Below are 13934 nucleotides of genomic sequence, written 5' to 3' on the forward strand. Positions count from 1 at the left end.
CGGGCGGGTCAGCCGCGCAGGCGTTTGCGCAAGGCGCGTTTCATGGTCGTCGACACCAGGACCCGCAGGCTCTGCTGGGCGCGGCCGGCCGCGGCCAGCTGGCGGCGCAGCGTGCCGACCTCGCGCCGCAGCTCCACGGTCGACTTGCGCCAGCGCCCCGCCTCGTCCCGCCACTTGGCCACCTGCGCCCGCAGCCGCTCCGCCTCCTTGGCCAGCCGGGCCGTCTCGGCCTGCGCCTCCAGGCGCGCCCGGTACGCCCCCCGCCGCCCGAGGATCGCCCCCGGCTCGGTCGTGAAGCCGTACGTCTCCGCCTCCACCCAGGTGACGCCCGACACCGAGTCCACCGCGTCGTCCAGGTCCTCCCCCGGCGTCACCACGATGCGGGCCCGGGCGAAGGCTGACGCGCGTTCCAGGCGGGCCGCGAGGACCCCCTGGGACGACTCGCGGAGCAGCACGTTCACCAGGCCGAGCCCCTCGTCGCGGGCCAGGTCGAGCAGGCGGGCGAGCGAGTCGTCGCCGGGGACCCAGCCGGACGGCAGGCGCAGCACGAAGGGCACGGCGGGGTCGACGGAGTCCGTGGCGGACAGGCGTACCCGGCCTTCGTGGCGATAGTGGCCCTGGACCAGCACCAGGTCGAGGTCGGGATCTTGCAGGGGGGAGCGACGGTCGCGGTCGAGGGTGTCCCAGGGCCCGAGGACGAGCACGGACAGGTCGGGTAACGTGCCGGCGAGCAGCGCGTCCACCGTCGCGCGCACCGAGTCGTAGCCTGCCGTGCCGTCCACCACCACGGTGACGTACGGCACCTGCCACTGCCGCCCGGGATGCCCCCGCAGCCACCGGTAGGCCGGGATGCGGTCGGCCACGAACGCGTGGCTCACCCGGTCGATCGGCTGCTTGCCGCGCATCCGCATGGTGGGCCCGAGGTGGTAGGCGCGGGCCGTGGGCTCCGGCACGAAGACGGCTCCCGCCTGGCCGAGCCGGTAACCCATCTCGGTGTCCTGGCCCAGGATCAGCTCGTCGTCCATGGGCCCGGCGGCCTCGATCAGCCGGGCGTTGACCGAGGTCGCGCCCCCGACGTGCAGGCTGAACGGGCGCTGGGGGTTGTCGGTGAGGCCGTCGGTGCGCTCGACGAGATCGACGATCCAGGCGTGCGGCTCCGCGGGTTCGAAGTGCCTCTCCAGGTCGTCAGGGAGCTCGCGGGGCACCTCGGCGTCGGTGAAGCGGATGTAGCCGGTGACGACCAGGTAGGGGGCGGCGTGGTGCCAGCGCATGTGGGCCGCGATCGCTCCCGGGGTGAGCACCACGTCGGAGTCGAGCCAGTGGATCACGTCGCCGGTCGCCTCGGCCAGCCCGGCGTTGCGGGCGCTGGCCCGGCCCGGCTCCGCGCAGACGATCAGGCGCGTCCGCTCCGGGCGGACGGCGGGCAGGCGCAGCGGGGGCGCGCTGCCGTTGTCGACGACGATGACCTCGGTCAGCTCCGCCGGGTACGTCTGCCCGGCCAGCCCGGCGAGCACCAGGTCGAGCTTGTCCTGCCCGCCGTAGGCCGGGATGACCACGCTGACCGTGAGCTCCGGGGTGAGGTCTTCCTGGAGGGGTTCGAGGGTCCGGTAGTCGTTGCCGCGCACCCTGGCCGCACCGGTGACATCGGTGGTCATGCGGCTTCCATCAGCAGGCTCGGGCGGAAGCCGCGCCACTGGTTGGCGGCCACCTTGAGGAAGTGGGCGAGGGGCAGCTGCCAGGTGTGCTCGTCGCCGAGCCCCCGGCGCAGGACGTAGCCCAGCCCGTGGGTACGGTAGACACGCGCTCCAGCCTTTTGCGCTGCTTTGAGAAACTCGAGATCAACTGCCCGCGATAGCCTGGGAAATCCCCCAATTTCTTGAAATTTCGCCCGGGAAATCAAGATCGTCCCTCCGGCCACATGATCGGCCCACACCTCGCTCGGATACGCCGCCCCACTCGCGAAAGTCGTCCGCCGCACCGTGGCCCGCAGCGGCTCCAGGTAGAAGAACTCGGCCGTCGTCCCCACCACGTCGGCCCCCGAGTACGCCAGCGCCATGAGCAGATCCCCCAGGTGGCGCGGCCCGTACCAGTCGTCGTCATCCCATTTCACCAGGTAGTCGCCGCGCGCCAGGGCCGCCAACCGGTTGAGCGCCTCTCCGAACGGAACGTCCTGCGGGACCTCGATCCATTTCACGGGCAGCGAACACGACTCGACCGCCTCCCGCACCTCCTCGAAGCCCACCCCGTGCAGCCCGAGCAGCACCTCGACCTCGACGTCCCGCTGCCGGCCCATCTGGGCCAGCGCCGTCCCCACCATCCCCGGCCGCTTGCTCGACATCACAATGCTCACCGAAGGGCTGACCGAGGGCCTGGACACGCGGTGCCCCAGGCGGCGCAGGCGTACGCTGTGCTCCTCCCGCCGCAGGTCGGCCAGCGAACGCGCGGTCCCGTCGGCCGCGTGGCCGAGCCAGTCGCGGTCGGTGAGCAGCGCGGCGAGGTCGCCGGGCACCCACGGCGCGGCGCGGTCGGCGGTCAGCGGGACCCCGGCGGCGGCCAGCCGCAGCAATCCCTCCAAGGGCACCTCGGCGGCGGGCCACTCGATCTCCAGACCGCGCAGCGGGCGCAGCGCGGGCACATCGGGGCGCTGGCCCTCCACCGCCCAGCCGTCATGCGTCCAGTGCAGGCGGGCCAGCCCCTTCTCCGGCGTACGAGCGAAGCCACAAGGGGTGATGGACATGGGCCTCCTTGGGACTTGGTCGGCGCCTACCTTACGCCCGTTTTACTCACTGGTAGACGCGGCCTCCACATTCGGCAGGCCCTACGCCGCAGGTGGAGTGGAGGTGATTCTCAGTTTTCCTCCAGGAAGGTGTGGCACGGTAGGTGCCTGTTGTTTATTAAGGTGTCAATAATCCCGTGATGTCCTCGACGCCTCTGATGTTCCAAACGAAAGGTATGCGCGGATGCTCTCGCCCCGCCGACTGGCAGCGACCGCCGCACTCCTCGCAGCTCTCACCGCCGGCGTGCTCGCCCTGCTCGTCCTCGCCGGCCTGATCACTTTCGGCGCGGCAGCGGTCACGGTGGCCTTCCTGGTCACCCTGGCGGCCCTCGCCTTCCTCGTGCTCACCGTGCGCCGCCTCGACGGCAAGGCGCACCGCATCGATCTGCGGATCAAGAAGTACGAGGCCGAGCTGGCGAGGACCACGACCGCACTCAAGAACATCGAGACCAGGCTGGACCTGCTGGTGCAGGCCGTCGAGGACTCCGCCGGACGGCGGGCCGACGACCTCGGCGCCATCCTGGCCTCGCTCGGGGAGGACCGGGTCAACGCCATGGCGCGGGCGCGAGAGGTGGAGGAGCTGCGCGCGGAGGTTCGCGCGCTGGCCAGGGACTCCGTATGACGCGGGTCAGGCACAACGACTACGGGGCGCTGCGGCCGCCGGCGGTGGGGGCGTGGGAGCCCACGCTGCGGGTCTCCGTGGTCATCCCGGCCTACGACTGCGCGGAGGCGCTGGAGCGCACGGTCCCGGCGCTGGCGCGGCAGACGTACCCGGCCGAGTTGGTCGAGGTCGTGGTCGCGGACGACGGCAGCGAGCCGCCGCTGGAGGTGGCGGGCGCGCGGGTCGTACGCGTGGCCGACGGGTGGGGACGCGGCGCGGCCCGGCAGGCCGGGCAGCTCGCGGCCACCGGGGACGTGATCCACTGGCTCGACTCCGACATGCTCCTCGCGGACGACCACATCGAGGCTCATATGCGCTGGCACCACCTGATCGACCACGCGGTGGTGATCGGGGACGTCCGGTTCGTCGAGGAGCCGGGCGAGGAGGGCGTCCAGTCCGAGTACACGAGGAAGACCTTGGAGTCGACCCGGTGGCTCAAGGACGCGGGCACCAGTGCGTATCTGCTGCACACGGGCGCGTCCACGTCCGTACGGGCCGAACTGCTGCGCGCGGCGGGCGGCGTGGACACCTCCCTGAACATGGCGGAGGACACCGAGCTCGGGTACCGGCTGGCGCAGGCGGGGGCGGTGTTCGTCCCCGACGCGCAGGCCAGGGCCTGGCACGTCGGCGCCTCCACCGTGATGCTGCGGGAGAAGGAGGTGCACCGGCACAACTGGTCCTTCCTGGGCGATCTCATCCCCGATCTGCGCTGGCTGCGCAGCCACCCCCGGCGTCACTGGCGGGTGCCGTACGTGCAGGTCGTCGTGACGGCGACCACCTACGAGCAGACGCGGGCGAGCGTGGACTCGGCCCTCGCGGGCACCCTCGCCGACGCGGCCGTCACCCTCGTCGGCCCCTGGGCCAAGCTGACCGGCGAACGCCGCTCCAGCCTCGACGACCCCCTCCTCGACCTGCGCCTGCTGCACAATCTCTACGCGCACGAGCCCCGGGTCATGTTCGCGGAGAGCGTACCCGCCTCCGCCGCGCCCGCTCCCTTCCTGCTCCGCGTTCCCACCGGGTGGACGCTGGGCGCTGACACGCTTTCCCGGCTGGTGAGCCACGCGGACGGCGACCTGCTCGGCCTGGTCAGCGTCGCGCTGTCGGAGGACGCCTCCGGGGTCGCGGCCGCCCGCCTGGAGCGCACGGCCGCCTTCTCCCGCGCCGCGCTCCACGAGGGCCGGGCCGACGACCTGGTGGACGAGATGTTCGGGTCGGAGTGGGTCAGCGGGAGCGAGTACGGGTTCGCGCCGGCGGAGGAGGCCGAGCCGCTGGCCGGCGAGCCCGCGAAATGGCGGGCGCTGGCCGGGGAGCGGCAGCGGGAGGTCAAGGAGCTGCGGACGGAGGTGGAGCGGCTCGCGGCCGAGGTCGAACGGCTGTCCGCCGAGCCGCCCGCCGACGAGGCCGCGGGACGGGGCGGGCTGAGCTCGCTGATCAGGCACCTGCGGAGCGCCGGATGATCCGTCAGCTGCTGGCGGAGCTGCCCGGAGCGCGGGTCTTCTTCGCCGGGATCGACGACGTCGCCCCCCTCTACGCCACACCCGCCGGGGTGGGCGCGACCGCCCGCCGGCGCTCCTCGGGAACGTCCTGCGAGGCCCGGCAGGTCGTGGACCTCGATCGGGACCTGCTGGAGCCGCCCCACGAGGCCGAGCAGGTGGGCGAGGTCCTCGTGCTCGCCAGGACACCGGCCGACCTGCGCAGGATCGCGACGCTGCACAAGCTGCTGCCACAGGCCGAGCGGGTGGTCGTGGCCGTGCTCGACACGCCCGCCGCCCATCCCGCGCCGGTCCCCACCCCCACTCCCGCGCACCGGTGGCGGTCCTTGACGGATCTGCGGGTCTACCAGCCCAGGAACCGGGTCTGGGTGGTCGACGCCCGGTTCTCCTCCGTCACGCCCGCGGGCCGTACCGTGACCGCGACGGCGCGGGCGTTCGCGGGCCACCGCCTCGACGTGATCGCGGCCCCGGCGGCGGCGATCGCGGGCGTCGGGGCGGCCGACTGGCGCCCCGGCGACCCCAACGCGACCCCCGCCGAGGTGACCGGGCCGGTGCCCGAACGGGTCGGCGCGCCGGGCAGCGACGTGGTCCTGCGCACCCTCGGCCACCCGTCGATGGAGAGCGCGAGTGCCATTCAGGACGCCGTGGCATCGACCGATGACGACGCGGAAAGCGTGGAGTGGGCAGGGGACCAGACGCCCATCGAGCGGCCGACGTTGCGGGCGGTGACCTGGGAGCACCTCGGACGGCCGGGCATGGCCGACTCCCCGCTGGCCGATCCCGACGTGCTGGGCGAGCCCTCCATGGTCCCGCCCGTGGACGAACGCCTCGTGAACCCCCAGGGTTTCGTCACCACCCCCTCCCGCGGCCTGGCCTCCCTGGTGGAGCGGGACGGCCGGTGGTCGGTGGTGCTGGACGACAAGGTCGTGACGTCGTTCGCCGAGTCCGGCGGGGTCACCGACGCCGACGTGGCCAGGCTCCGGCAGATCCGCGGCGTCGACGTGGACTGGCGGCACGCGCACAGCGGTCCCCTGGCCGCCGTACGGGTGCTGACCGGCCTGGCCGCCGCCGGGGTGCCGCTGCGCGCGCAGGCCGTGCCGCGCTGGGCGGGCGCGCTCGGCAACGAGATCGTCGAGCTCGTCGAGCACTGCCCGGACCTCTCGGACGACCTCCGGCGCGAGGAGCACAGCATCCGCCTGCGCCGCGCCGCGCTCCGTACGCACGGCGTCGCCGCGAGGTGGGAGCAGCTCGGCGCGCCCGCTCCCGCGCCCCCGCTCACCTCGGTCCTGCTGGCCACGCGCCGCACCGACATGGTGTCGTTCGCGCTCGACCAGGTCGCCCGCCAGCGCGGCGCCGAGCTCGAGGTGATCCTCGCGCTGCACGGCGTCCCGAAGGGCCACCCGGACGTGGCCAAGGCGATCGAGGCGTTCGAGGGCCAGCTGAGCGTGTTCGAGGCGGATCGCCAGGACGTGTTCGGCGAGGTGCTGAACCACGCGGCCGCCAGGGCCTCGGGTTCGTTCCTGCTGAAGATGGACGACGACGACTGGTACGGCCCCGACTTCCTGTCCGACCTGCTGCTGGCGCACTCGTACTCGGGCGCCCAGGTGGTGGGCACGGTGCCGGAGTTCGTGTACCTGACCTCCATCGACGTCACCGTGCACCGCAGGCAGGTCACCGAGCAGATCACCAGCTTCGTCGCCGGCGGGACGATCCTGGTGGAGCGCTCGGCCTTCCAGGCGGTGGGCGGGTTCCGGCCGCTGCGGCGCTCGGTGGACACCCAGTTCCAGGAGGCCCTGCAGGCGGCCGGGGGCCAGATCTACCGTACGCACGGGCTCGGCTACATCCTGCGCAGGGGCCCGGCGGCCAACCACACCTGGCAGGAGCCGATCGGGACGTTCCTGCAGCGCAACAGACAGCAGTGGCGCGGCTTCCGCCCGAACGCCCTCATGGCCCTGGACGGGAGCCCCCTCCCATGACCGGCATCCCCCGCATCCGCCGCAACGACTTCGGCGTCCTCGCGCCGCCCGCCCTGGGCGCCTGGGAGCCCACGCTCACCGTCACCGTCGTCATCCCGGCCCACGACCGCCAGGAGACGCTGGACCTCACGCTGGCGGCCCTGTCCGCCCAGAGCTACCCCGAGCACCTGCTCGACGTCATCGTGGTGGACGACGGCAGCGCCACCCCGATCCACCTCCCGGAGCTCGTCCCGGCCAGGACCAAGCTGATCTCCAGCCCGCCGGGCGGCTGGGGCCGGGCGTGGGCGGTTCAGGCGGGCCTGGACACCGCGACCGGCGAGGTCGTTTTCGTCCTGGACGCCGACATGGTCCCGCACCGGCGCCACGTGGAGGCCCATCTGCGCTGGCACCACCTGGCCCCGTACGTGGTGGTCCTGGGCTGGATCGACTTCACCGCCGCGACCGACCTCCCGACGCAGGAGCGGGTACGCCAGGCGCTGGAGTCGGACGAGGAGGGCGAGCTCTTCCCGCTGTCACCGCACCGCCACGACTGGGCCGAGCAGATCATCCACGACCACGACGGCCTGCGTACCGCCCCCAGCTCCCTGGCCACCCGCATCCACGTGGGGGCCACGGCGTCGTACCCGGCCGCGCTCCTGCGCTCGATCGGCGGCCTGGACACGTCCCTGGTGCTGGCCGAGGACACCGAGCTGGGCTACCGGCTCACCCAGGCGGGCGTGGTGTTCGTCCCGGACCCGGAGTCCCGCGCCTGGCACGTCGGGCTGCCGACGGCGATGCGCGACTTCGCGGTGCTGAAGCGCTACAACGACCCTTTCGTCGCCGACCGGGTCCCCTACCGCCGCTATCTCCGCACGGATCCGGGCCGCCAGTGGCTGGTGCCGTACGTGGACGCGACGGTGCCGGCGGGCCCGTACGAGGACGTGCGGGCGACGGTGGACGGCCTCCTGGCCGGCACGATCCCGGACGTCAGGGTCACCGTCCCCGGCCCCTGGGAGTCCCTGACCGCCGGACGCCGCTCCCCGCTCGCCGACCCGCACCTCGACCTCCGCCTCATCCAGGCCAACTTCGCCGGCGACCCCCGCGTCCACCTGACCAGCCCCCTGGAAGGGACGGCCCCGTTCAGGCTCTCGGTGCCGCCCGGCTGGGTCCCGTCGGAGGACACGGTGGAACGCCTGGTGGACCACATGGAGCAGTACGACCTGGGCGCCCTCTGCCTGGCCCTGGACGAGACGGCGCACGGCGTCACGATGGCCAGGCTGGACCGCACGGCCGCCGAGTCGAGAGCCGCCCTGGTGGCCGCCCCGGACGACGACTGGGACGACCTGATCGACGCCCTCTTCGGTCTGGAGTGGCTGGACGGGGAGAGCTGGGGATTCAAGCGCCGCCCCGCCGTCTACCCGCCGCGCAGGAGGCCCGTCCCGGAGCTCGACCGGCTCAGCGCCGAGCACGAGAAGAAGATCGCCCTCTACCGCAAGCGCACCGCCGCCCTCCGCGCGGAGCTCGCGCAACTGCGGCGGGAGACGGGCAAGAACGCCAGGGACGCGGCGCGCTGGCGCGAGAAGGCCGAGGCCTGGCGCAGGGAGGCGGTCCGCCTCGCCCGCGCCCAGAACCGCACGGTGCTCAAGCGAGCCGTCCGCAAGGTCCGCGCCCTGGCCTTCCCCGACGACTCCCCCGCGCGCGAAGGCTAGTCGTCGCCCTCCACGCGCATGACGCCGGCGACGGCGCGGACGACGTCCAGCTCGCGCAGCCCCTCCATGGTCGCCGACAGCGCGGCGTCCGTGGCGCGGTGGGTGACGATGACGAGCTGGGCGTCGTCGCCGTGCCCCTCCTGGCGCACCGTCTGGATCGACACGTCGTGCTTGGCGAACAGCTCCGCCACCCGCGCCAGCACGCCCGGCTTGTCGGCCACGTCGAGCGCCACGTGGCAGCGCGTGACCGTGTCGCCCATGGGATGGGCCACCAGGTCCGCGTACGTCGACTCCTCCGGCCCGCGCGTGCCCGCCAGGCGGTTGCGGGCGACGGCCACCAGGTCGCCGAGGACCGCGGAGGCCGTCGGCGCCCCGCCCGCCCCCTTGCCGTAGAACATCAGCTGCCCCGCCGACTCCGCCTCCACGAAGACCGCGTTGTACGCCTCCCGCACCCCGGCCAGCGGATGCGAGCGCGGGATCATCGCGGGGTGCACCCGCACCCCGAACGAGCGGCCGTCGTCGGAGCGGGCGCAGATGGCCAGCAGCTTGATGACGTAGCCCATGGCCTTGGCCGAGGCCACGTCGGTGGCGGTGATCTCGGTGATGCCCTCGCGGTGCACCTCGGCGGCCGTGACGCGGCTGTGGAAGGCGAGCCCGGCCAGGATGGCGGCCTTGGCGGCGGCGTCGAAGCCCTCGACGTCGGCCGTCGGGTCGGCCTCCGCGTAGCCGAGCGTCTGGGCCTCCTCCAGGGCGTCGGTGAAGGACGCGCCCGTGGTGTCCATCTTGTCGAGGATGTAGTTGGTGGTGCCGTTGACGATGCCGAGCACGCGCTTGACGTGGTCGCCCGCCAGCGACTCGCGCAGGGGGCGCAGCAGCGGGATGGCGCCGGCCACGCTGGCCTCGAAGTAGAGGTCGCCGTTGCCCTGCCTGGCGGCCTCGTGCAGGGTGCCGCCGTCCTCGGCCAGCAGCGCCTTGTTGGCGGTGACCACGGACTTGCCCTTGGACAGGGCCGCGACGATCAGCGCGCGGGCGGGCTCGATGCCGCCGATGACCTCGATGACGATGTCGACGTCGTCGCGCGTGACCAGCGCCTCGGCGTCGGTGGTGAGCAGCGAGGGGTCCACCTCGACGTCGCGCTTGCGGCCGAGCCGGCGTACGGCGACCCCGGCCAGCTCCAGCGGGGCGCCGATGCGCGCGGCCAGGTCGGCGGCCTGTTCGTGCATGAGCCTGATGACCTGCGAGCCGACGACGCCACAGCCCAGCAGCGCCACTTTCAGCGGTTTCACAGCTGCCCCCTCAACAGGTCGTCCTCGGTCTCGCCCTGCACGATCACGCGCGACTTGCCGCCGGAGACGGCGACCACGGCGGGCTTGGGCAGGTAGTTGTAGTTGCTGGCCAGCGACCGGCAGTAGGCGCCGGTGGCCGCCACCGCGATCAGGTCGCCGGGGGCGAGGTCCGCGGGCAGGTGGAAGTCGCGCACGATGATGTCGCCGCTCTCGCAGTGCTTGCCGACCAGGCGGCTGAGCATGGGCTCGGCGGTGCTCTCGCGGCTGACCAGCGCCGCGGTGTATTCGGCGCCGTAGAGGGCGGTGCGCACGTTGTCGCTCATGCCGCCGTCGATGCTCACGTACGTGCGCAGGCCCTCGACGTCCTTGACGGTGCCGACCGAGTAGAGGGTGATGCCGCCGGGCCCGACGATGGTGCGCCCCGGCTCCACGGTCAGCCTCGGCACGGGCAGGCCGGCGTCCGTGCACACCTTGGTGACGATCTCGCGCAGCCCGTCGGCCAGCTCCTTGATGTCGGGCGCCTCGTCGCCCTCGACGTAGGCGATGCCGTAGCCGCCGCCCAGGTCGAGCTCGGGCAGCACGACGCCGTGCTCTTCCTTGATCTGCACGAGCAGCGCGGTCAGGCGCCTGGCCGCCACCTCGAACCCGGCCGTGTCGACGATCTGGGAGCCGATGTGCGAGTGGAGCCCGACGAGCTCGAGCTGCGGCAGGGCGAGGATCCGGCGTACGGCCTCCGCGGCCGCCCCGGTGTTGAGCGACAGCCCGAACTTCTGGTCGTCGTGCGCCGTCGCGATGAACTCGTGCGTGTGCGCCTCGACCCCGGTGGTCACCCGGATCATCACCTTGGGCCGCTTGCCCAGCTGCTGGGCGAGGTGGCCGAGCCGGGCGATCTCCTCGTACGAGTCGACCACGACATGGCCGACCCCGACCTCCAGCGCCCTGGTCAGCTCGGAGACGGACTTGTTGTTGCCGTGCATCGTGATGCGCTCGGGCGGGAACCCGACGCTGAGCGCCACCGCCAGCTCGCCGCCGCTGGCCACGTCGAGCCCGAGGCCCTCGTCGTCGAGCCAGCGGACGATCTCCTTGCACAGGAACGCCTTGCCCGCGTAGTGGACCTCGGAGCCGGCGAAGGCCGTGGCGTAGTCGCGCATGCGCGAGCGCACGTCGTCCTCGTCGAGGACGTAGAGCGGCGTGCCGTGCTCGCGAGCCAGCTCGCGCACGTCGACGCCGCCGACAGTGAGCGTGCCATCGGTCCGGGTCGACGTTCGCGGCCAGATCGCTGGGTTGATCCGGTTGAGGTCGGCGGGCGCCAGCGGAGGGCGCTCGTGGGGCAGCATCTCGGCGTGCCGGTCCCCGGCGGGATGGACGAATCGACTCACCTGATCGAGGCTATCGGAACCGCAACTAAGCCATGACCCTCTGCCCACGTATCGAGACGCGATCAAGCACCAGAAGGGATATTTTTACGATTTTTCGCCGTTTGGCCGAATATTTTGCGACCCGCTACATCCGTTCCGGCCCAGGAAGCACACCCGTCACAGCCTCGGCCAGCCGCACCCGCGCCGTGTGCACCGGCCCCGGCGCCTCGTCGCCGACCGGGACGGCGGGCGCGTGCTCGTGCGCGTCGTGATAGGCCAGAGCCAGCCGCACGAGGTACGTCTCCCACCCCGGCTCCCTGCTCACCTTCCGGCCGGGCAGCTCGGCCAGCACCCGCAGCACCCGCCGGTCGTACGGGCCGTCTAGCAGCTCCCCCCTGAACCCCTCCGACGGCACCCCCAGCTCCCGCGCCCACCTGAGCACCGCGCGGGCCCGGGCGTGCCCGTACCGCACCACGAACCCGGGGTTGTCCCAGATCCGCGGGAAGTCCGGCCACGGGGGCTCCGGGATGTCGAGCGGCTCGACGCCCGCCACCAGCTCCCCCGGCTCGCCGACCACGATCCGCAGGAACCCGTTCCGCCGGACCTCCACCAGGGACACCCCGTCCAGCTCCCGCACCCGCCCGGCGAGCGACTCGGCGGGGACCTTCCGGCGCAGCGCCGCGGCGGAGACGTAGACGGCCTCCCCCTCCCACGTCCCCTCGGGAACCGGCGGGTCCCCCAGCACCTCGGCCAGTTCCGCGGGTGTCATGGCCGAACCCTAGCCCGTGGGCTCAGATGAGCGCGTGCGGCTCGGCGGAGCCGTACTCGACCAGGTGGGCCGCCCCGAGCAGCCAGCGGTCCTCGTCGCGTACCCGCACGTAGCCGAACCGGTCGGCCGAGAACACCTTGATCCCGTCCGTCCGGCACTGCCGCATGAGCACCTCGTCCCACCCGTCCGTGAGGTCGGCGAACCCGATCTCACGCAGGGTGTTGCGGCGGGCCAGGAGGGTCGCCCCGGCGACCTCGGGGAGGTAGGCGTACTCGGCCTCGGGCTGCTTGAGCAGCGTGGCCTGCGGCTTGCGGAGGTGGGCGTAGAAGGCCGCCTTGCCGACGATGTCGGCGGTGCTGAAGAGGAAGGCCCGCCGCAGGTCCGACAGGTAGTGCGGGCCGTAGACGTCACGCGGGTCCATGACCGCCACCAGGTCGGCCTCGCACAGGTCGATGCCGGCGTCGAGCATCGCGCCCTCGGTCATCGCCGGGTGCGGGCGGCGGTAGACGATCTCCACGTCCGGCAGCACGTCGCGGGCCCGCAGCTCCGACTCCGGCGGCCCGATGACGATGAGCTGGTCGACCCCCGACTGCTTGGCGACCTGCGCCAGCGCGTGCTCCATCAGGTACGGGTCCATGATCGGCAGCAGCACCGAGGTGTTGAGCGTGGCGCGGGCGCTGGGCAGGCCGATCGCGTCGAGGAGCTCGTCGACCCGCTCGGTCATCGTGCCCATCTGGTACGCCCGCCGCAGCGCCACGTGCGCCCGCCGCGTGTCGGCCTCGGTGCCGATGGGCGTGCCGCACGCGGCGAGCTCGGCCAGCCGCCACTGGGGCGTGCCCGGCGGGCAGTCCACCGCGGCCGGCCAGCGGTAGGAGGTCAGCACGTCGGGGTACGTCAGGTGCCCGGGCAGGAGCTGGTCCAGCGTGAGGAGCCGGTCGATGCGCCCGCCGGAGAGCGGCAGCGGGTTGTGCACCCGCGGCTGCACCCCGAACTGCAACCGCGGCCAGGCCACCGTGAGATCGGTCGTGAACCGGTGCTCGAACAGCTCGGCCGCCGCCGCGTACGCGGCCACGTCGCCCCGCGTGTGCCAGAAGACCGTGCGGATGCCGCGCTCGGCGCACCAGGCCAGCAGCGCCTTGAGCCCTTCGCCCGGCTCGCCGGTGATCTCCTCGGCCCACGGGCCGTGCTCGACGGACTCGACCACCAGCAGGTGGGGCACCTCCAGCGGGAGCACCCTGGCGAAGTCGCGCGGCGTGAAGCCGGTCGTCTGCCGCCACTCATACCGCAGCAGCGCCTCGGCATGCGGGTCGGCGATGACCGCGGCCGTCAGGTGCGGCCTGGTGTTGGGCCCCGTCGGCACCCGGAAGGGCTTGAGCTTGAAGGAGGCGCCCCCGAGCGTCCTGGTCGTGGTGGTGGCCTGGAACGCCGCCCCGGGGCGCTCGTCCTTGGCCTTGGCGGCCGTGGGGGGCTTGCGCTTGGGCGCGATGGGCCGCTTGACGGGCTTGGCCGCGCCCCTGAGCCCCTTGGCCAGCCTGACCGGGTTGCTCTTGCCGCTCCTGATCGCGTCGCCGAGGCGGTTCCAGCGGGCGACCTTGATCGAGGACAGCTTCCAGTTGGCCACCTCGGCCTGGAAGCGCTGCTCGGCCAGCTCCCTGCGCAGCTTGTCGGCGGCCGCCTGCTCGACCTCCAGCCGATCCTCGGCCTCGCTCAGCCGCTCGGCCAGCGACCTGGCCTCCGCGGCGCTCTGCTCGGCGGCGGCCAGCTTGGCCTCGGCGGCGTCCAGCAGCCTGGCCAGCTCGGCGGCGCGCTCGGCCTGCGCGACGGCATCCCGCAACGCCCGCCGCGTGCTTTCCAGCTCCGTAGTCACCGGGCCTCCTTCGTCGGCCCGGCGCCCAGGACGCTGTATTGAATGGATCGCTCGCTCCGC

General features: G+C 72.9%; 10 protein-coding genes. 4 read left to right on the forward strand and 6 right to left on the reverse strand.

What is annotated here, in order from left to right; genetic code table 11:
• Nucleotides 1-8 precede the first annotated feature (8 nt).
• Both ACIHFD_RS30070 and ACIHFD_RS30075 read right to left on the reverse strand, forming a co-directional pair.
• Nucleotides 9-1655, reverse strand: coding sequence for a glycosyltransferase (locus tag ACIHFD_RS30070; protein WP_397369735.1), 1647 nt, complete (start codon nt 1653-1655; stop codon nt 9-11).
• Entirely contained in the window at nt 1652-2737 is a 1086-nt protein-coding gene (locus ACIHFD_RS30075; protein WP_397369736.1) for a glycosyltransferase family 2 protein, read from the reverse strand. The genes ACIHFD_RS30070 and ACIHFD_RS30075 overlap by 4 nt, the downstream gene beginning before the upstream one ends.
• Before the next feature lie 223 nt (nt 2738-2960).
• Between ACIHFD_RS30075 and ACIHFD_RS30080 the strand changes: the two genes are divergently transcribed.
• From ACIHFD_RS30080 to ACIHFD_RS30095, 4 genes are read left to right on the forward strand one after another with little or no spacing between them, the layout of a single operon-like run.
• On the forward strand, nt 2961-3398 hold the full coding sequence (locus ACIHFD_RS30080; RefSeq protein ID WP_350729995.1) for a hypothetical protein: 438 nt from the start codon (nt 2961-2963) through the stop codon (nt 3396-3398).
• Nucleotides 3395-4894 carry a glycosyltransferase gene (locus ACIHFD_RS30085; RefSeq protein ID WP_397369737.1) on the forward strand — a complete coding sequence of 500 codons (1500 nt, stop codon included), beginning with the start codon at nt 3395-3397 and terminating at the stop codon, nt 4892-4894. The genes ACIHFD_RS30080 and ACIHFD_RS30085 overlap by 4 nt, the downstream gene beginning before the upstream one ends.
• Nucleotides 4891-6906, forward strand: coding sequence for a glycosyltransferase (locus ACIHFD_RS30090; RefSeq protein WP_397369738.1), 2016 nt, complete (start codon nt 4891-4893; stop codon nt 6904-6906). Before ACIHFD_RS30085 ends, ACIHFD_RS30090 begins: the two co-directional genes overlap by 4 nt.
• Nucleotides 6903-8594, forward strand: coding sequence for a glycosyltransferase (locus ACIHFD_RS30095; protein WP_397369739.1), 1692 nt, complete (start codon nt 6903-6905; stop codon nt 8592-8594). The genes ACIHFD_RS30090 and ACIHFD_RS30095 overlap by 4 nt, the downstream gene beginning before the upstream one ends.
• On the opposite strand, the gene ACIHFD_RS30100 is transcribed toward ACIHFD_RS30095, so the two are convergent.
• The 4 genes from ACIHFD_RS30100 to ACIHFD_RS30115 all read right to left on the reverse strand — a co-directional run bounded on the left by ACIHFD_RS30100 (nt 8591) and on the right by ACIHFD_RS30115 (nt 13874).
• The gene (locus tag ACIHFD_RS30100) at nt 8591-9880 is read right to left on the reverse strand and encodes a homoserine dehydrogenase (protein ID WP_397369740.1); all 1290 of its coding nucleotides are present in this window, start codon (nt 9878-9880) and stop codon (nt 8591-8593) included. The genes ACIHFD_RS30095 and ACIHFD_RS30100 overlap by 4 nt on opposite strands.
• Entirely contained in the window at nt 9877-11259 is a 1383-nt protein-coding gene (gene lysA, locus ACIHFD_RS30105) for a diaminopimelate decarboxylase (RefSeq protein WP_350729989.1), read from the reverse strand. Before lysA ends, ACIHFD_RS30100 begins: the two co-directional genes overlap by 4 nt.
• A gap of 124 nt (nt 11260-11383) precedes the next feature.
• Nucleotides 11384-12007 carry an anticodon-binding protein gene (locus tag ACIHFD_RS30110; RefSeq protein ID WP_397369741.1) on the reverse strand — a complete coding sequence of 208 codons (624 nt, stop codon included), beginning with the start codon at nt 12005-12007 and terminating at the stop codon, nt 11384-11386.
• A 22-nt stretch (nt 12008-12029) separates the two neighbouring features.
• Nucleotides 12030-13874, reverse strand: coding sequence for a hypothetical protein (locus ACIHFD_RS30115; protein WP_397369743.1), 1845 nt, complete (start codon nt 13872-13874; stop codon nt 12030-12032).
• Between the last annotated feature and the right edge of the window lie 60 nt (nt 13875-13934).

This window comes from Nonomuraea sp. NPDC051941 (assembly GCF_044593615.1).